The sequence below is a fragment of the Sediminibacterium sp. TEGAF015 genome (assembly GCF_025997995.1).
Lineage (GTDB): Bacteria > Bacteroidota > Bacteroidia > Chitinophagales > Chitinophagaceae > Sediminibacterium.
The window spans coordinates 1,576,508-1,595,601 of record NZ_AP026683.1 but is presented as its reverse complement, the minus strand read 5'-3'; the positions used below and the strand labels follow the sequence as shown (position 1 = coordinate 1,595,601).

The window sequence follows — 19,094 nt, the reverse complement described above, 5'->3', positions numbered from 1 at the left end:
TTGCCGCACTTAATAAAATTGTATGTCAGAAGAATTAGGGTTAATCATTGACGATGCCACCGATACCATGAAGAAAGCGATTCTGCATTTGGAATCAGAATTGGTAAAAATCAGAGCGGGGAAAGCCAATCCCAATATGCTAGATGGCATTACGGTGGATTACTACGGTGCTCCAACACCCATTGCACAGGTAGCCAATGTTACCGTTTTAGATGCAAGAACCATTAGTATTCAGCCATGGGAAAAGAATATGCTGGCACAGATTGAACGTTCCATCATGGCGGCCAATATTGGTATAACACCACAGAATGACGGGGTACAGATTCGTCTGTTCATGCCACCACTAACCGAAGAAAGAAGAAGGGAATTGGTGAAAAAAGCAGGGGGCGAAGGAGAGCATGCTAAAATTGCGATTCGTAATATTAGAAGAGATGCAATTGAAAGCGTGAAGAAACTTCAAAAAGATGGCTTAAGTGAAGACGCTGCAAAAGATGCAGAAAAGGATATTCAAGAGTTAACCGACAAGCATATCGCTTTGGTAGAGAAGCATTTGGATGCCAAAGAAAAAGAAATGATGACAGTGTAATTATTTCTTATTGGCCAGATAAACGCCAATCAATATTATTCCACAGCAGGTGATCTGTAAAAAGTTCACCTGCTCTCCATAAATAAGCCCCCAACCTATTGCTACAAAAGGGATTCCATAAGTAACCATGGAGGCAAACAAGGCACCTGCCCTTTTCACCAACATATAAAATAGCACCGATGCTACTGCAGTGCCAAAAATGCCCAATACGGCAGATGCCAGGGTAGATTGCAGATATATCGTTTCAGTTAGCGGGTTCGAGAAATAGCCTGTATACCCCAGAATGATACTGCATGGAATCATCAAAAATACAAAAGCCAGTGCGGCAATTTCAATCGACCCAATGCCCTGCATATATCGGCCTACCAAATTCACATTGATGCCATAAAATAGTGTGGCCAATAAAACCAATAAAGCGTAAGAAAAGTATTCCAGGCTAATTTTTGATCCGGCAGCTACTAAAAGCGATAATCCAATAAAACCAATGATAATGCCCAATGCCTGAATGGGCTTTACTTTTAATTGAAAAAAAGAAACACCTGTAATAATGACAAATAAAGGGGTAAGGGCATTCATAATTCCTGCCAGCGCACTGTCAATTTTGGTTTCAGCTATGCAAAAAAGATAAGCTGGGAAAAAACTGCCGAGTAAGCCAGATAAAACAACTACACTTCTTTTATTGGCTGGGATTACTTTGATTGCTTTTACGGCAAAGGGTAAAAGCACCAGGCCCGCGCTGATTAAACGGATTGAAGCAACCTGATAAGGACTCAGCACATTCATACCCTCTTTCATCAGTACAAAGGAACTACCCCATATCAAACACAGTAAACTAAAAATCCCCCAATTAATCAGTTGTTTCGGCACAGTAAAATTTTTTCAAAGATGCATTAATAAACGCTTTCAAAAAGGAATGGTTCTGACAATTTTATTATATTGGGTAAACAAAATTTTATTCTATGGGCCTTATTAAAGAATTCAAAGAGTTTGCCGTTAGAGGCAACCTAGTAGATACCGCTGTAGCATTCGTAATGGGGGTTTCCTTTGGTAAGATAGTTACCTCTTTTGTAGATGGTATGGTGATGCCCTTGGTAGGAATGCTTACCGGTGGAGTAGACTTTACTGATAAGAAATGGGTATTGCAAGAAGCGGCTGTAGCTGTGAAAGATGCTGCAGGTGCGGTTATATCACCAGAAATAACAGAAGTTTCTATTAAATATGGGGTCTTCATTACCAATTTAATTGATTTTGTTATTGTGGCATTTGCCGTTTTCATGGTCATCAAGGCCCTGAATAAAATAAAGAAGGAAGAGGCGCCAGCTGCGGCACCAGCACCACCTCCCGGCCCAACCGAAGCAGAAAAGCTATTGGCAGAAATTCGAGACTCCCTAAAAAAAGTGAATTAAGCGGTTTTAGTGGATAACTATTCTAGAAACAGGGCTAAAATAGGCCCTGTTTTCTTTTCTTTGTAAAAAACCGGAACGTGAGTACTGTTAACTATCAGATTAAACTAGATCAGTTTGAAGGCCCTTTTGACCTTTTGTTGTTCTTTATTGAAAGGGATGAGTTGGATATTTATAATATTCCTATTACCAAAATTATTAATGACTTTCTGGAGTTCATTCATAGTTCAGAAAAACTAAATATTGAACTGAGCTCAGAGTTTATCCTGTTTGTTTCTACTTTAATGCGCATCAAGGCAAGATTGTTATTGCCTAGAAAAGAAGTAGATGCTGCGGGTAACGAAATAGATCCGCGCCAGGAATTGATCGACAAAATCCTCGAGTATAAAAAATTCAAGGAAGCTGCTGTTCAAATGGCAGAAATGGAAGCCATGCGTATGTTGATGGTGAAGCGCGGCAATCTGCAGAAAGAAGTGGCATCTATTGGAGAAGAAGCTTCTGAAGGAACCGAGATACAGAATATTACTTTATTCAAACTAATGAAATCGTTTGAAAAAGTAATGCAGCGGGTGCATGATCGCCAGAACAAGCCTGTACATACGGTGGTTCGTTACAATTATACCATGGAAGGTAGCCGTGACTATATGTTGGATTTTATTAGCAGAGAAAAGACGGTAGCTTTTGAAAAAGTATTTGAAATTTGTGAAGACAGAATCCATGCTATCTTTTTGTTCTTATCCATCCTAGAATTGTCGCAGCAGAAATACATGAAATTATTGGTAGGGCAGGGGATGAACAATTTCATTGTAGAATGGAATGAAAATAGAGAGGCTGATATAGCCGATGAAGGATTGACCGAAGAGGAACGAAACGAGCAGGAAAGTGATTATGATTCTGAAGAATCATAAAAAAAGGGTAGTGATTTCACTACCCTTTTTTATTATCCTAGCACGCTTGAAGCAATATTGACTTTGTCCTTCATCAGCTCTCTCACTGCATCCGCAATGCCATCCGCGTCGTAAGCACATTCTCTATGTAATTCTTTTGGACTGCCATGTTCTACTAAACGATCAGGAATACCTAAGATTTTTACATCTGCCTTGTATCCGTTCGCGTTCATGAATTCTAGTACGGCGGATCCAAATCCTCCTACCACTGTTCCGTCTTCTACGGTAACAATTTTAGCATAGTTGCTAAATGCTTCATGTAATAAATCTTCATCGATGGGTTTTACAAAACGAAGATCGTAATGCGCAGGGTCAATGCCTTCGGTTCTTAAACTGCGAATAGCAGCCTGTGCAAAATTGCCTGGATGTCCAAAGCTTAATATAGCCACGTCCTTACCTTCTTTTAGTTTTCTTCCTTTACCGATCTGGAGTGCTTCGAAAGGCGTTCTCCATTCCGGCATGGTTCCTTCTCCTCTGGGATATCGAATCACAAAAGGATATTGCGTTTCTTCTAATTGAGCCGTGTACATTAGGTTGCGCAATTCTTTTTCGTTCATAGGCGCTGCAATAATTAAATTGGGTATACAACGCATGTAAGCAATATCATAACAACCATGGTGTGTTGGGCCGTCTTCCCCTACCAGTCCTGCACGGTCTAAACAAAAAACAACGGGCAATTTCTGTAAGGCTACATCGTGTACCACCTGATCATAAGCACGTTGCATGAAGGAGGAATAAATATTACAGAATACACGCAAACCCTGTGTGGCCAATCCCGCACTTACCGTTACTGCATGTTGTTCACAAATGCCTACATCGAATGCACGATGCGGCATTTTGTCCATCATGAATTTTAAGGAAGAACCACTCGGCATGGCAGGTGTAACCCCCATAATTGTATCATTGGCTTCTGCAAGTTCAATCATCGTGTGTCCAAACACATCCTGGTATTTAGGAGGCTGCGGGCTGTCTACTTTTTTCTTGAATATTTCTCCTGTCGTTTTATCGAATAAGCCTGGTGCGTGCCACTTGGTCTGGTCTTTTTCTGCTAATTCATATCCTTTACCTTTTGTAGTAATGATATGTAGCAACTTAGGTCCGGGAATATCTTTCAAATCTTTTAAAGTATCTACCAACTTGGTGATATTGTGGCCATCAATCGGACCAAAATAGCGAAGCTTTAATGCTTCAAATAAGTTGCTGCTTTTGTTAACCACTCCTTTAAGACTGGCTTCCATTTTAGAAGCCATTTCTCTGCTGAAATTTTTTCCAACAGGCAATTTGCCCATGAGATTCCAAATTTCGTCTCTTACTTTGTTGTAGGTAGGAGAAGTGCTGATATCAGTTAAATATTCTTTCAGAGCGCCCACATTTGGGTCAATGCTCATGCAATTGTCGTTCAGGATAATCAATACATCACTGTCTGCCACACCTGCGTGGTTCATGGCTTCAAAAGCCATACCTGCAGTCATGGATCCGTCTCCAATTACGGCCACTGATTTTCTGTTCTCGCCTTTGTATTTAGCGGCGATGGCCATCCCCAAAGCAGCAGAAATAGAAGTGGAGGAATGACCTACGCCAAAAGTATCGTACTCGCTTTCTGATCTTTTAGGGAATCCACTTAATCCTTTGTATTTGCGGTTGGTAGGGAACTGGTCTCTTCTTCCGGTCAGGATTTTATGACCATAGGCCTGGTGACCTACGTCCCATACCAGTTGGTCATAAGGTGTATTGTATACATAATGAAGCGCAACAGACAATTCCACCACTCCAAGGCTAGCGGCAAAATGTCCTCCGTGAACGCTTACAACATCTATTATATATTGTCTTAATTCGTCGCAAATCTGGTGTAATTGAGCCCTGCTAAGCTTCTTTAAATCTTCAGGGCTATTGATATTTTTGAGTAAAGGACCAGGAACAAACTCCATTATTGGGTTATTTAGTAAGTAAAAATACAATAACAAAGCTTAAAAAGGAAGGTTCGCCCATTGCTTACATTAATTTAAGCCAACCAGCCCCCGATTTTACCTTTAATCCAATTTGTTCCTTTTCAAGGGCTTAGCTATATTTAGCTTTGTAAAGATGAGAACAAAGAGCAAAGCAGTTTTATATTGGTGGTGCCAGCTGGGCGGCTGGATGCTCTATGGGGTAACCATGGTGTTCTTTGCATTTGTTTTTGATAGCAAAATCAATAGCATATTCTATCCTAAGCTATTGGTAATCATTATCTCCGGCCTTTTCTTTACCCATGTTTTAAGGGAACTCATCAAGCTTTTTCATTTATTACCTCCGGAACTATCCCGTAAATGGGTGCAGTTTACCGTGGTATTGTTGTCGATACTTGTCTTGTTCAATCTTACCAACTCTGCTATTGCAGAATGGTTGGGGTTATATAATCCCAAGACCAAGGTTTCGGTTGAAAAAAGATTCCTAGTAAACTTGGTGTCCGATTCGCCCCTCATTTTGGTATGGGTATCCATTTATTACTTGTGGCACTACATAGAACTGGGAACCAAAACAGAGTTTCAGAAAATTAAACTGGAAAGTTTGGTAAAGGAAATGGAACTGAAAACCATCAAAAGCCATATCAACCCACATTTTATTTTTAATGCACTCAATAGCATTCGCGCACTGGTAGATGAGAATCCGGAAAGAGCCAGAACTGCCATTACCGAATTAAGTAATTTATTGCGTAGTAGTATGCAGGCCGAAAAGCAAGAAACAGTTCCTTTTGAAAGAGAGTTGAACATTGTGAAGGATTATCTTGCCCTGGAACATATCCGTTTTGAGGACCGTTTGAAAGTTGAGTACGATATTGATGAAGACACCCTTGATCAACCCATACCTCCCATGATGTTGCAAACCCTGGTAGAGAATGCTATCAAACACGGGTTGAGCAAAGCCAAAGAGGGAGGCATCATTCGCATTATTTCGGACTACAGAGAATCTCATCATGAACTGATTGTGCAGAATACGGGAACTATTTCCGAAATTGCCGACACACAAGGGTTTGGTTTAAAAAGCACCCGCAGCCGTTTAAAATTGTTGTTTGGTGACAAAGCCCGTTTTACAATTGAAGACAAAGGAGACAACTGGGTAGAAGCAAAAATTATCATGCCCGTACAGGGAGTACTGGCTTAATTTGAATATTACAATCAGCAATTATGGCAATCAAAGCAATTATTATTGATGATGAAAGACTGGCAAGAAATGAGTTGAAAAAATTGTTACTAGATCATGGTGATATTGAAGTGATTGATGAAGCAACCAATGTAGACGAAGGGATAGAAAAAATTGAAACCTTGAATCCAGATTTGATATTTCTGGATATACAAATGCCAGGAAAAACAGGATTTGATTTATTGGCGGAAGTTGAAAAAGCACCTAAAGTTATTTTCACAACAGCCTATGATGAGTATGCCATTAAGGCTTTTGAAGTGAATGCTTTGGACTATCTGTTGAAGCCGATTGAGCCCAAGCGTTTATCTGATGCCATTCAAAAATTACAAGCTGAACTATACAAGGAAAAAATTGGGCTTACCGGATCCAATCGCGGTCCGCTTACCGAACACGATCAGGTGTTTGTAAAAGACGGCGAGCGTTGCTGGTTTGTGAAGCTGGGAGAAATCCGTTTGTTTGAAAGTGTGGGCAATTATGCCAAAGTATTCTTTGGTACCAACAAGCCTTTGATTTTAAAATCTTTGAATGCCCTAGAAGAAAGACTGGATGATCGCATGTTTTTCAGAGCCAACCGCAAACATATCATCAACCTGAGATGGATTGAAAAAATTGAACCCTATTTTAATGGAGGTCTGATTTTAGATTTAAAAGGCGGTGAAAAAATTGAAGTTAGCCGCAGACAAACAGTGAAGTTCAAAGAGATGATGAGTTTATAGAATTTATTTAATCGTTATACATGAAAAAGATTGTTTTATCCCTGGGATTACTTGTATCTGTATTTGCTGCTATTGCGCAGGATTTAAAAACCATCGTAACAGATGCTGAAGTACAACGCGTACTAGGAACTCTTGCTTCAGATGAAATGGAAGGCAGAAGAACTTTTACCAGAGGGATAGACAAAGCAGCTGCATTTATCGCTTCAGAATTTAAGTCTTATGGTATCCAGCCTTTAAAAGGCAACAAGGATTTTTTACAGTCCTTTGCCATGGTTAGACCTAAGTTCATCAGCGCGTCTGGTATGCTGAATGAATCTGCCCTAGATACCAAACAAATTATGGCAGTTACCTGCAACAAGGATTTGCAAGTCACAGAAAAATCAGGATACGAAGTTGCTCAAATTGCAAAAGGAGCAAACCTTTTTGCAGAAGCAAGAAAATACAGCGGATTAACCAAGAATATGATTGTGCTGGTGGATACTTCTTTCAGTAGCAATTTTGGCAGACTGGCACAACTGAAAGGGAATATGTTTTATTCCGATAAATCTGTTGTGTTTGTATTAACTACCGAAACAACCGTAAAGTCTTTAACCATTGATGCGAAACACGAAATCCAGGAAATGAAATTGGCCAATGTAGCGGGCATGATTCCAGGTAAGTCTTTACCCAATGAATATGTTATTTTTTCCGGACACTACGATCATTTGGGTATCAATACCAGAAATATGGTGAACAACGACTCTATTTATAACGGAGCCAATGATGATGCTGCTGGAACCACTGCCATGATGTTATTGGCCAAATATTATGCTGCTGCTAAAAACAATGAACGCACTTTAGTGTTCGTTGCCTTTACTGCAGAAGAAGTAGGTGGATTTGGTTCTCAGTATTTTTCAAAACAGTTTGATCCACTAACAGTAAAAGCCATGTTTAATATTGAAATGATAGGAAGTGAAAGCAAGTGGGGAAAAAACAGTGCTTTCATTACTGGTTATGAGAAAACCGATATGGGTAAAATTTTACAGCAAAACCTAGCGGGTACAGATTTTACTTTTTATCCTGACCCTTACACTTCGCAGAATCTGTTTTATCGTTCAGACAATGCAACACTGGCTCGTTTGGGTGTTCCTGCGCATACTATCTCAACTACCAAGATTGATGTAGATCCTTATTATCACAAAGCATCTGATGAGTTAAGCACGATTGATATTCCGAATATGACACAAATTATTCGCTCTATTGCATTAAGTGCAAGAGGTATCATCAGTGGCAAGGAAACACCTTCAAGAGTAGATGCTAGCAGCCTGCGTTAATTGCTGCTTAATCGTTTAATCCATTTAACTATTTCGTACCAAAGTACGGATGCGGCACCAATCCAGATGCAATGGCCAATGTTGGCTATTGCCAAAGGTTTGAATCCAAAGAATAAGGCAAAAGGCTCAATGTAAATTAAGGCAGCTAATAATATCAAAGTGGCAATAATGATTCCATAGATCCAGTTGTTTTTGTAGAACAATGTGCTGAATATGGAATAATAGAAAGACCGGTTGATTAGGGTTAAAAAGATATTGGCAAAAATCAGTGTGCTGAAAACCATTGTGCGGGTTGTTTCTATATCATAAGCTTGTTTTACTGCAAGTTGATACGTAAATAGAGTGCCTGCAGTAATGAATAGCCCCTGAATCATGCTGGTTGTTAATTCTCTCCAGTTAAAGAAAGTGCTGGTGAAAGGTCTTGGTGCTTGCAATAAGGTATTCTTCTCCATAGGTTCATTTTCGTAAATGATGGAACAGGTAGGCCCCATAATTAACTCCAGGAAAATCACATGTACGGGTGTAAAAATATTGGGATAGATCCAACCGAGCATCAAAGGAATAAATACTGTCAGCACAATTGGGATATGAATGGAAATGATATATTGGATGGCTTTTTTTAGATTGGTATAAATCTTTCTGCCCATAGCAATGGCTTCAACCATTTTTGCTAGGTCGTCTTCTACTAATACCAATGAAGCGGCTTGTTTGGCAATTTCGGTTCCTTTCTTTCCCATGGCAATGCCTATATGAGCGGCCTTTAGTGCCGGCCCGTCGTTCACTCCGTCTCCGGTCATGGCTACTATTTCTCCGTTGCTTTTTAAAGCGTTAATGATGCGAAGTTTGGCCTCCGGAAACATACGGGTAAAAATGGCTGTTTTAGCTACAGCGGGTTTGATGGCTTCATCGTCCAGCGCCATAAGTTCATCTCCTGTTAAGGATCCGGTATTTCTGAATCCGATTTGTTGGGCAATGGAATGCGTGGTAGCTGCATTGTCTCCTGTAATTATTTTTACCTGAATACCTGCCTGATAAAAATCCTTTAATACTGCTGTAATATTTTTCTTGGGTGGGTCGTAAAAAGCAATGACTCCCTTCAATTCAAAAATGAAATCCTGTTGTTGTGCAGGATAATTGTCTCCACTGAAAATGGCTTCTGCAACTGCTAGTACCCGATACCCCTTTTCTGTAAACGTCTGGATGGCATTATTTATAGCCAGTCTTTTCTCATGATGGATATTACAACAGCATAGTATCGCTTCCGGCGCACCTTTGGCGGCAATGATTTGTTCGCCTTGCTGATTTTTAAAAATATGTGTCATCATCGGAGGCTTTCCGGATAACGGATATTCGTGGACCATATTGAATTCGGCCCGACGGTCTTTTGTGATGTGCTCTTTATAGAATGCATGGATAGATGTTTCCATGGGATCGAAAGGTATGGGTTCGCTGGACCACATTGCATAACTAATCAGTTCTTCATTTTCTGTTCTGTTTTTTTGTAAATCCTCTGTTAGAAAAAGTGATTCAGTCTGGGCATTGTACAATCCGGCAATGCTCATTTTGTTTTCGGTTAGGGTTCCCGTTTTATCGGTACAGATGACAGTAGCACTACCCAGTGTTTCTACTGTTTTCATTTGTTTTACTACAATCCCCATTTTCATTAGTCTCCATGCACCCAATGCCATGAAAGTGGTAAAAGCAACAGGTATTTCTTCCGGAAGAATACTCATTGCCAGTGTTAGCGCCTGTAATAAACTGTTCAATACATTGCCAGACAATTGAAAGTTGATGAGCCATACAATAAGGAAAACGATGATACCCACAATGGCCATATTTCTGACAAAGCGATTAATCTGTTGCTCAAGCGGTGTGGCCTCTGTATCAATATCAGAAAGACTTTTTCCAATTTTTCCCAATTTGGAAGCATTGCCAACAGCAGTAACAATTGCAATGGCTAATCCACCTACTACGTAAGAGCCTCTGTAAACTTCATTATTACCGGCTTCTGAGGTTTTGTCTACTGCATAGCTTTCCCCTGTTAAAATGGATTCGTTAACAGAAAAATCATTTGATCGGATAATGATGCCATCTGCAGAAACAGAACTTCCTTCTTCCATCATCAGGTAGTCGCCAATCACCAGTTCATCTACATGGATAGAAATAATTTCATGGTTGCGAATGACTTTACAAAAGGGTTGTGTATAATCCTGCAACTTTTCCAGTGCTGCTTTGCTGCGGGAATCCTGAAAAATGGAAATAGCTGCTACCAGTATTATGGCTACAGATAAAAATAATCCATCCCCGGCATTGCCACTAATAAAATAGATAAAAGCGGCGGCAAACAATAAAATAATCATTGGCTCCTTTAAAACCGATTTGATGGTTTCAAGAAAACTGTTTTTCTTGGCAAACTGTAGTTGATTGCTTCCGTGTTTTAATCTGGCTTTATTAACCTGATCTTCGGTTAATCCCTGTAATTCAAATGGTGTGGTAGACATGCCCTTCAAATGGTTTTCACTATGAAGGTAAGGCAAATTGATTGGGATAAATATTGGGAAAATATTTGATTTGATTAGATGGGTTCGTTAACTTTAATACTATGCAGTTTTCTTTTTTACCTAAACAACCGCATCCTATCGTATCTTATTTGCGTGTAGGTAGACTTTTGTATTATTCACTGATTATATTCATTGTTGAGTCTTGGTTTTACTGGGTTAAGTTGAATGAAGCCATCCAATTTGCTGCTGCCTGGATTATTTTTTTCTGGGCCTGGAGTTTTATGTTTTCTTTCATTCATATTTTTCTGGTACTGGCAGATGGATGGAGTCGTTATCAGAATTATAAAAGAGCCAAGGATCAGTTTTTTATGCATGGTTTTAACAGAAGAATTGTGGACACTTATATTGGATCTAAATGTCAGCGAATGGCTGCATTGGAAGCTGCCAGGGAATTGGGCATTGAAGACGAGGTAAAAGCTTACCATAAAGCAAAGGGAGTTAAATGGTATCACTATGTTCCTTACTTTATGATTAAAGATCCCTGGTTTGGATTCAAAAAACATTTCTGGTCCAGAACCTTTCTAGAACCTAATTATAAGTCGCGCTTCAACTATTCCGATTACGAACAATTAGTTTTGCAGGCATGAGTATAGCAGGCATTGAGATCAGCAAAACCTACCAGGGTCGGCAAGTGTTAAATAAAGTAAGCCTCAGTTGTGGTGCCGGAGAAATCTGTGGTTTGCTGGGAGCCAACGGCGCTGGCAAAACAACGTTGTTTAAAATTCTGTTTGGACTGGTTACTCCTGATAGTGGTACCGTTGTATTGCCCAATAATGCTGTAAAACCCATCGGGGGAATCATTGAGAAACCTGCTTTGTATGAATATTTAAATGCCTACGATAATATTCATTTGTTTTCGAGTATTCAGGGATTAAAGCTGTCGAAGAAAGAGATTGCTGAACAGTTACAGAAAGTGGGGCTGCCCACCGACAGGATGGATCCTGTAGCGCATTTTTCTATGGGAATGAAACAGCGTCTTGGTATAGCTATTGCGCTTTTGAACAATCCTTCTTGTCTGGTGCTGGATGAACCTTTTACTGGATTGGATCCAATGGGCGTTAGTTCACTCAGGCATCTAATTGCAGGATTGGCAGAGAAAGATGGCCTGGCAATTATTCTTTCATCACATATAATTGAAGAGCTGAGTAAGCTATGTCATACATTGTATGTATTGAAAAACGGGCAGTTGGTTAACAGTGGGCCAACACAAGATTTGATTGCAGCCAACACATTGGTATATAGTATTTGTGCGCCTGGCATTCAAACTGCCAGTTGCCTTTCTGCCTATCCTGTTGTTTTCAAGGGGAACTGCGCACTGGTTACGATTAATGCAACACAAGTTCCGCAATTGATTCAGCAACTGCATCAGGAAAATATTTTTATTACCTCTTGTACTCCGGAATTGAGTATGGAAAAACTTTTTGAAACCAATACGGAATGTACCCCTTAATTAAAGCTGAGATATTTAAATTATTCCGTCAGGGAAAAACATACTATGCAATATGTGCATTGTTTTCTATTGAAGCTATCATCTTAATCAGTGCTTATTTTCAGGGTACCAATATTATTGATTTGTTACTGGAAAATTTGAAGCAGCGGTTTTATTTTGAAGGCACGCTTTTGAACGGGAATTTATTGGTATACCTCATTTTAAATACACTATGGTTTCATTTGCCATTGATTCTGATGATTGTAGTTTCCGGTATGTTGACCGCTGAATATAAAGATCGCACAATACAAACGATCATGTTGCAACCCGTAACCAAATGGAAATTTATATTGAGTAAGTATGTGGTTGCCATAGGATTTACTTTGCTGGTAGTATTGGTACTGGCTATGAGTTCATTTGGACTCTCTTATTTGTTTTTCGGCAAAGGCGATCTGGTGGTGTATCTGAACGGACTGAATTTTTTTGATGCAGGCGATGCCTATTATCGTTTACGCTGGTCTTTTGTTTCGGGTGCTTTATCCATGGTCTTTTTTTCCATAGCTAGTTTAACCATTGCAGTGCTTTTTAAGGAAGCTGCTAAAACATGGATTGTCTCTGCTTTCTTTTTAATTATTTCGAATATCCTGCTCAAAGTTGATTTTGGTGATAATTGGTTTAACACTATTTTCTTTGCCAAATTGAATGATACCTGGCAGTATTTTTTTTATTACCAGATTAATTGGGGGCAAATTCAATTGAATAGCTTCTTATCAATTGGATATAGTTTGCTATTTATGGGAGCAGGTATTTATTGGTTTCAACAAAAAGATATTGGGTAATGAAAAAAATATTTTTATTTCTTTTTTGTCAGGTGATGCTGGGTACAGTTTTTGCTCAATCAGTAGATCCTGATTTGCTAAGACTCAAATCTCGTCTTGATTCAATCCAGTCCTTCACCACACAATTAACTTTAGCAGTTGATATCTCTTTCATCAATATGCCTGTGAAAAAAGCACAGATGATGTATACAAAGGGGCAGAAAGTTAAGTTTTCTTCCAACGATTTTGTTATGCTACCAAAACGCGGTTTGGATTTTTCTCTGAATAGCTTACTGGAATATGATTTTATTACTGTAGACAGGGGAATGGAAATGCAGGGTGGAAGAAATTGTAAAGTCATCAATATTATACCCACAGATAAACGGGCAGATTTTTCTATCGCAACAGTTTGGATGGATACCCGGCTTAGAAGACTGGTTGCTTCTGAAATCAACACCAAAAAAGATGGATCTTATACCTTGCACTTTCAATACAATCAGGATCAGAAAGTGTTGCCGGATAAAGTAACGGTGAATTTTGAAATTGAAAAAATCAGGATACCCATTAATTTCATGGGGAAGGATACGGATATAGACAGAAAAAAAATGCGTTCTTCAGGATCAAAAACAGGGGCCATTTATTTATCTATGAGTAATTACCAGATAAAAACGCTCCTATAAATAACCCGTTGCCATTGTTAATTTGCGAACTTAGTAGAATGGATCCATTTAGTTCTGATACTGCTTTTGATGCTTTGTATCCAGCACATATATCCCAACTTGCCAGTCGTCACTGGACACCCTTATCCGTAGCTAAGGAAGCGGCTACATTTTTGGCAGTGGGTGATTCCCCCCGTATCCTGGATATTGGCAGCGGTGTTGGAAAATTCTGTTTAGTTGGGGCTCATTTCTTTCCCAGTGCTTTTTTTGCAGGAGTAGAACACAGGGGTAGTTTACATGCCATTGCCACAAAGCTGTCGATAAAGCTGGGCCTATCTAATACCGCTTTTTTTGAAGGAGACTTTAGCAATATTGATTTCTCTGCCTATCAGCACTTCTATTTTTACAATTCTTTTTATGAGCATTTGGAACAGAGCGATCTGATTGATGACTCTGTTCCCATTTCCAATGAATTGTTTCATGCCTACAACCGTAATCTTTACAAGGCCTTGAAAAAAATGCCATCAGGCACACGCATAGCTACTTTTCATAGTACAGAAAATGAAATGCCCACCAGCTATGAAGTGGTGGGCATTGGGTCTAATGAAGACCTGAAGTTCTGGATTAAGCTTTAAGACTTGGGAACAATATTTTTGGTTTCTCCATTATTGACTCCTTTTATGAAATGAATCAGTCCTTTAAAATAAGTTTCCTGATCATCGTACATGCTCATATGACTTCCATTAGGACAAAACAAATAGGTTCCATTCTGCACAGCTTCAGCCATGGCTTTCATATGATTGGGATCCATTGTATCATGTGCCGCACCAACTACCAATGCAGGAACTTTAATTTTGTTTAGCTGATTTTTCACAGACCAGGTTGTTAGTTTTCCGGCTATGCCAAATTCACTGGGGCCCTGCATGGTTACATACAATCCCTGGTTCATTTTGGCAAAGGAACGATTTACAGGCTCAGGCCAATCTGACAAAGGCAATCTCAGGATATGTTGGGTATAAAAATGATTGTACAGCAAATCCATGTATTTGGGATTACCGTAATCTTTCTTTGCTTCCAAAGCTCTTACTGTATCCAGCACTGCAGGGTCCATCTGCTTGGCCAGTACTTCGTCTGCATACTTACCATATTCAACAGCATCGCTCATCATATTCGAAATAATCACGCCTTTTAAATTGTCCTGGTATTTTAAAGCATATTCCATAGCAAGAATTCCACCCCAGCTATGTCCGAGTAAATAAAAATTTTCCTTGTTCAAATTCAATGCCTTTCTTACTTGTTCTACTTCATCCACGTATCTGGCTAAATCGAATAAGCTACTGTCTTTTGGATCTTGTGAATTACCACAACCGAGTTGATCGTAATATATAATTTCAATTCCTTCTGCCGGAAGAAAGTTTTCAAAACATTCAAAATACTCGTGAGTGGCTCCCGGTCCTCCGTTTAGCAAAAGAATCTTCATTGTAGGATTGTTGCCGATCCTTTTGGTCCATACAGAGAATTTACCTTTGGGTGTTTCAATTGGAATCATTTGAATATTTCCATTTTGAATTCCTGTTGCATGCGGTTTGAAATAGTCATTATTGGCCGTTTCTGTTGCATTGTTTGGTTTACAGCTGCTTAGGAAAGCCATTACTGCAAAAGCGGATAGGGTAAACAGTTGTTTCATGTTTTATAAATTGGTTGATAAAATACCTTTTTGCTGAATCATCCAGTTAAGTAGTTCCTGGGTAACAGGTCCTGGTTCTCCATTTCCCACTGGTTTTCCGTCTATGGAAACTACCGGCAAAACATTTTTGGTAGAACTGGTTACAAAAGCTTCTTTCGCATTTGCAAGGGTTTCAAAATTGATGGGTGCTTCCTTTACAAGGAATTGGGTATTCAATAAAATTTTAGCTCTTGTAACACCTGCCAGTATTTGTTTGTCTGGTGTTATTATTTCTTGTTGATTATTGACAATAAAAAAATTGGATCGCGGACATTCGGTTATGATGCCTGCAGTATGGTACAATACATCGTCTGCCCCGGCTGCTTTGATAGTAGGTTGCAAAAAAATTGCTTTAGCGTAATCAATGGTTTTGATATGTGGCAATTGTCGCTGATGTTCCTGTGTTATTAAACGGATACCTTTCAATGGTGAACTGAGTGAATATTGAAATGGATTTTGTGTGATGATTATATTCGGAACCCCAATACTATATCCATCCGGAGAATCGCCTCCTGTTAGTGTTATTCTAATTCCTGCATTGGGGAGTTTGTTTTTGTTCATCAATTGCTGGATAGCTTCAACTAAAGCAGGTCTGTCTAACGGAACAGGAAGATGCATAGCTGCAGCAGAATGATAAAAACGATTGAGATGGTCTTCTAAATATACAGGACGACCGTTCACCACAACTAAAAAGTCGAATATGCCATAGCCTCTTTGAATGGCAAGATCCGTTACAGAAATTTTTGCGTCATTAGCAGGAACCAGTTTATTATTTACAAATACAAACAGATCACTCATTTTTTTTCTTTTGTGAATAAAGGCAATATTTTTTCAACAGGGATGCGTTCTACTTTGTTTCCTTTTATGCCGATGGTGGTATTGGCCATCCACAATGAATTTATAATAGCTTCTTCAGTAGCTTCAATGGCAGCCATGAATAATTGGGATGTCTGGTCGTTATGAAGCGTCAGAAAAGATTGCGTAGGGGTATCAGGCCTATTCGGAATTTGGTTGTCTACAGCTGTTGAAAAGGCAATGACATAGTCTCCGCTTCCGTTGGAAGCAATCCCGCCGGTTCTCCCTAGACCTAACATCGCTCTTTTGGCTAATCGCATCAGGTTCCGATGATCGAGTGGTGCATCCGTAGCAACGACGATCATGCAGGAGCCATCCACATTATTCAATAATTCATTTCTGAAACTGAATTTCTGTAAATATTCTCCAACTGCAATTCCATCAATATTAAGGACACCTCCAAAATTGGACTGGACCATCACGCCAACCGAGTATCCGCCCAGTGTTGAGGGCAGTTTTCTACTAGCAGTTCCAATCCCCCCTTTAAAACCAAAACAAACAGTGCCAGTACCTGCACCAATGGAGCCCTCTTCCAGATTGTTTGTACTTGCATTTTTGATAGCAGAAAGAATATGATGTTCCTTAACATGTCTTCCCCTGATATCATTCAGATAGCCATCATTGGTTTCTCCTACTACTGCATTCACTGATCCTGCTTTTTCATTGCCTGGTTGTTCAAGGGTATAACTAATTAATGCATTCATTGCATTGGGAACACTAAGGGTATTGGTTAAGGCGATGGGCGTTTCCAAATTTCCCAATTCATTCACTTGCGTGCTTCCAGCTAGTTTACCAAAACCGTTGCCTGTATAGATGGCGGCAGGAACTTTTTGTTGAAACAGATTTCCGGTATGCGGTAAAATAACGGTCACCCCAGTTCTGATAGAATCAGCCTCAACAAGTGTTGTATGCCCCACAGCAACGCCCTTAACATCTATTATACTATTGTGTTTTCCAGTTGGCATAACACCAATGATAATGCCTAGTTCACGCGGTCTTTGCTGATTTTGTGCAGCTGTATTTTTGCATTGTCCAAACATTCCAACCCAAAGCAAACAGACGAGTAGGTTTCTCATGTTGAATGTTTATTTTGGAAAAATCAAAGTAGGTACTTTGGTAGAATAAGTGAGTTCAGCTGCTTTGCTTGGCAAAAACAATTTTTCAAAAAATCCTTTTTTCTGTTTGGTAAAAAGTACAATGATTCCTGGTTTGTCTTTTTTTATGAATTGGGTAATTCTTTCCACTAGGGAATATTCAATTTTGGTTGGAAGTATAATGGGATCAATATGCTGAAAATCTGGTTTATTGAAAATGGCTGCTCTCTTTATTGTTTCCGGATGAGTAACGCCCATTCTGGCATAATGCAAAACTTTTGTTTTCACTTGTAAAGAAGCACTGAATTTGCCCAGTTTTTTTAATTCATGATTTAGGTTTTCAAAATCTGAAACATAAAGTATACTTTGCAACGCGGCTGATTTGTATTTGGATGGAATAGCCAGTACGGGCAAAGGGGAATGATTTACCAAATAAGATGTGTGCGTACCCATGAGTTTTCGTAGCATACCTGCCCCATTCGTTGAAATACAGATATAATGGCATTTATGTTTCAGCGAAGCCTCAATGATTGCTTTTTCGGTACCTTGAACAAACTCAATTACATATTTACAGGCACTTATATTTTTCATTTTACTCCCAAGCGTTGATTTAACCCATTTTTCTAATAAAAGGGTCAATCGTTTCTTTTCTTCTTTTTCATATTCCTGATAGAAAGAAAGGTTCCAAGTTTCTGGTTGTAATAATTCAATGGCTGAATAAAAAACAAGTGTAGTTTGGGGAATCTGTTCTGCCAAATTCGCGGCAAATACAATGGCAGATTTTGAATTGTCTGAAAAATCAGTGGTTACTAAAATTTTCATTTTATGGGCTTATTGGCTTTTTCTAAAGATTGTAAAAATGTCTGAATAAAACGAATATTCTCTGAGCGATTGTCGTGCATGGTTCCATGTCCGGCACCTTTGATTATGCCGAAGCGGCTATTTTTTACCAGCTTGCTGAGACGTGCAACCGTTGCTGGTCTGGCTTCATCATATTCTCCAGTTATAAAAAGGGTAGGGACGTTAATAGAAGATAAGCTATTGATTCTGTCATAGTTTTTTAAAGTGCCGGTTGCAGTAAATTCTGTGGGACCCCACATGTAATTATAAATGAAGCCATTACTGGGTGCGTTTGCAGTATCCCAGGGACTTGTTAATCTGGTATTGCGAACGCCAAAATTTTTGGCAAAAACGGTGTTGGCCTGCTGGTAAGCTTCAGCGCTGAAATCTCCGGTTCTTTCTCCCTCCGCAATGGCTTTTTGTACAGAAACGGGTAGGGTTTTGATTAAAGTATCCGCATCTTTTTTCCAGACTTCTGTACTGAAGTAAGGGCTATTGAAAATAATGGCTTTAATGCCTTTAGGATATTGTAAATAATATTCCAATGCCAGTGCTGTTCCCCAGGAATGCCCGTGTAAGTAAAATGAATCCAATGATAAATGATCCACCAGTGCTTTTACCTGTTCCACAAAAAAGGGAACTTTTAATAAGCTCGTGTCGGTATGGTATCCTGATCTGCCACTTCCTAATTGATCAAACAAAATGATAGGACGGTCGTTACCGATAGAAGTGAATTGATAAAAAGAGCGACTAGTACCTCCTGGACCGCCATGAGTAAGCAATAGGGGTAACCCTTTCCCTTTTCCTATCACTTTATACCAGATTTTACCCCCTGTAACAGAAACATAGCCTTCTTTTTCTGCTAATTGTGCCTGGCTGCTGATACATAGAAATGCAAACGCAATGGTAAGTTGCCAAATCTTTACAAACATGTTTTTGGAGCAATTAGATGCCGCTTGTCTTAAAG

General features: G+C 39.4%; 19 protein-coding genes. 11 read left to right on the top strand and 8 right to left on the bottom strand.

Annotated elements, in window-relative coordinates:
* Window positions 1–22 precede the first annotated feature (22 nt).
* Window positions 23–586 (top strand): ribosome recycling factor, encoded by a 564-nt coding sequence (gene frr, locus TEGAF0_RS07265; protein ID WP_264897341.1) that lies wholly within the window; start codon window positions 23–25, stop codon window positions 584–586.
* Here the strand turns inward: frr and TEGAF0_RS07260 are convergent, their stop codons facing one another.
* Window positions 587–1,453, bottom strand: a complete 867-nt coding sequence (locus tag TEGAF0_RS07260; RefSeq protein ID WP_264897339.1) for a DMT family transporter — start codon at window positions 1,451–1,453, stop codon at window positions 587–589.
* Between the two features lie 92 nt (window positions 1,454–1,545).
* Here TEGAF0_RS07260 and mscL point away from each other — a divergent pair, with 92 nt between their 5' ends.
* Both mscL and TEGAF0_RS07250 read left to right on the top strand, forming a co-directional pair.
* Window positions 1,546–1,992 carry a large-conductance mechanosensitive channel protein MscL gene (gene mscL, locus TEGAF0_RS07255; RefSeq protein ID WP_264897338.1) on the top strand — a complete coding sequence of 149 codons (447 nt, stop codon included), beginning with the start codon at window positions 1,546–1,548 and terminating at the stop codon, window positions 1,990–1,992.
* A 77-nt stretch (window positions 1,993–2,069) separates the two neighbouring features.
* Entirely contained in the window at window positions 2,070–2,897 is an 828-nt protein-coding gene (locus TEGAF0_RS07250; RefSeq protein WP_264897337.1) for a segregation and condensation protein A, read from the top strand.
* Between the two features lie 32 nt (window positions 2,898–2,929).
* On the opposite strand, the gene dxs is transcribed toward TEGAF0_RS07250, so the two are convergent.
* Entirely contained in the window at window positions 2,930–4,864 is a 1,935-nt protein-coding gene (dxs, locus tag TEGAF0_RS07245; RefSeq protein WP_264897335.1) for a 1-deoxy-D-xylulose-5-phosphate synthase, read from the bottom strand.
* A 154-nt stretch (window positions 4,865–5,018) separates the two neighbouring features.
* Between dxs and TEGAF0_RS07240 the strand changes: the two genes are divergently transcribed.
* Genes TEGAF0_RS07240 through TEGAF0_RS07230 form a run of 3 tightly spaced genes read left to right on the top strand, consistent with a single transcriptional unit; the run spans window position 5,019 to window position 8,145 of the window.
* Entirely contained in the window at window positions 5,019–6,077 is a 1,059-nt protein-coding gene (locus TEGAF0_RS07240; protein WP_264897333.1) for a sensor histidine kinase, read from the top strand.
* 23 nt (window positions 6,078–6,100) lie between these two features.
* On the top strand, window positions 6,101–6,832 hold the full coding sequence (locus TEGAF0_RS07235) for a LytR/AlgR family response regulator transcription factor (protein WP_264897332.1): 732 nt from the start codon (window positions 6,101–6,103) through the stop codon (window positions 6,830–6,832).
* 20 nt (window positions 6,833–6,852) lie between these two features.
* Window positions 6,853–8,145: a M28 family metallopeptidase gene (locus tag TEGAF0_RS07230; protein ID WP_264897330.1), complete on the top strand. Its 1,293-nt coding sequence runs from the start codon at window positions 6,853–6,855 to the stop codon at window positions 8,143–8,145.
* Here the strand turns inward: TEGAF0_RS07230 and TEGAF0_RS07225 are convergent.
* The gene (locus tag TEGAF0_RS07225; RefSeq protein ID WP_264897329.1) at window positions 8,142–10,646 is read right to left on the bottom strand and encodes a cation-translocating P-type ATPase; all 2,505 of its coding nucleotides are present in this window, start codon (window positions 10,644–10,646) and stop codon (window positions 8,142–8,144) included. The genes TEGAF0_RS07230 and TEGAF0_RS07225 overlap by 4 nt on opposite strands.
* A gap of 101 nt (window positions 10,647–10,747) precedes the next feature.
* Between TEGAF0_RS07225 and TEGAF0_RS07220 the strand changes: the two genes are divergently transcribed.
* Genes TEGAF0_RS07220 through TEGAF0_RS07200 form a run of 5 tightly spaced genes read left to right on the top strand, consistent with a single transcriptional unit; the run spans window position 10,748 to window position 14,247 of the window.
* Window positions 10,748–11,293: a hypothetical protein gene (locus TEGAF0_RS07220; RefSeq protein ID WP_264897327.1), complete on the top strand. Its 546-nt coding sequence runs from the start codon at window positions 10,748–10,750 to the stop codon at window positions 11,291–11,293.
* Window positions 11,290–12,156 (top strand): ABC transporter ATP-binding protein, encoded by an 867-nt coding sequence (locus TEGAF0_RS07215; protein WP_264897326.1) that lies wholly within the window; start codon window positions 11,290–11,292, stop codon window positions 12,154–12,156. The genes TEGAF0_RS07220 and TEGAF0_RS07215 overlap by 4 nt, the downstream gene beginning before the upstream one ends.
* Window positions 12,144–12,974 carry an ABC transporter permease gene (locus tag TEGAF0_RS07210; protein WP_264897325.1) on the top strand — a complete coding sequence of 277 codons (831 nt, stop codon included), beginning with the start codon at window positions 12,144–12,146 and terminating at the stop codon, window positions 12,972–12,974. The genes TEGAF0_RS07215 and TEGAF0_RS07210 overlap by 13 nt, the downstream gene beginning before the upstream one ends.
* A complete protein-coding gene (locus tag TEGAF0_RS07205; protein WP_264897323.1) occupies window positions 12,974–13,633 on the top strand; it encodes a hypothetical protein in 660 nt (219 codons plus the stop codon). The genes TEGAF0_RS07210 and TEGAF0_RS07205 overlap by 1 nt, the downstream gene beginning before the upstream one ends.
* A 38-nt stretch (window positions 13,634–13,671) precedes the next feature.
* The gene (locus TEGAF0_RS07200; protein WP_264897321.1) at window positions 13,672–14,247 is read left to right on the top strand and encodes a class I SAM-dependent methyltransferase; all 576 of its coding nucleotides are present in this window, start codon (window positions 13,672–13,674) and stop codon (window positions 14,245–14,247) included.
* On the opposite strand, the gene TEGAF0_RS07195 is transcribed toward TEGAF0_RS07200, so the two are convergent.
* The 5 genes from TEGAF0_RS07195 to TEGAF0_RS07175 are packed head-to-tail and all read right to left on the bottom strand — an operon-like array spanning window position 14,244 to window position 19,059.
* On the bottom strand, window positions 14,244–15,299 hold the full coding sequence (locus TEGAF0_RS07195; protein ID WP_264897320.1) for a proline iminopeptidase-family hydrolase: 1,056 nt from the start codon (window positions 15,297–15,299) through the stop codon (window positions 14,244–14,246). The genes TEGAF0_RS07200 and TEGAF0_RS07195 overlap by 4 nt on opposite strands.
* A gap of 3 nt (window positions 15,300–15,302) precedes the next feature.
* The gene (locus tag TEGAF0_RS07190) at window positions 15,303–16,136 is read right to left on the bottom strand and encodes an aminotransferase class IV (protein WP_264897318.1); all 834 of its coding nucleotides are present in this window, start codon (window positions 16,134–16,136) and stop codon (window positions 15,303–15,305) included.
* The gene (locus TEGAF0_RS07185) at window positions 16,133–17,269 is read right to left on the bottom strand and encodes a DmpA family aminopeptidase (RefSeq protein WP_264897316.1); all 1,137 of its coding nucleotides are present in this window, start codon (window positions 17,267–17,269) and stop codon (window positions 16,133–16,135) included. Before TEGAF0_RS07185 ends, TEGAF0_RS07190 begins: the two co-directional genes overlap by 4 nt.
* A 9-nt stretch (window positions 17,270–17,278) precedes the next feature.
* On the bottom strand, window positions 17,279–18,109 hold the full coding sequence (locus TEGAF0_RS07180; protein ID WP_264897314.1) for a universal stress protein: 831 nt from the start codon (window positions 18,107–18,109) through the stop codon (window positions 17,279–17,281).
* Window positions 18,106–19,059: a proline iminopeptidase-family hydrolase gene (locus tag TEGAF0_RS07175; protein ID WP_264897312.1), complete on the bottom strand. Its 954-nt coding sequence runs from the start codon at window positions 19,057–19,059 to the stop codon at window positions 18,106–18,108. The genes TEGAF0_RS07180 and TEGAF0_RS07175 overlap by 4 nt, the downstream gene beginning before the upstream one ends.
* Between the last annotated feature and the right edge of the window lie 35 nt (window positions 19,060–19,094).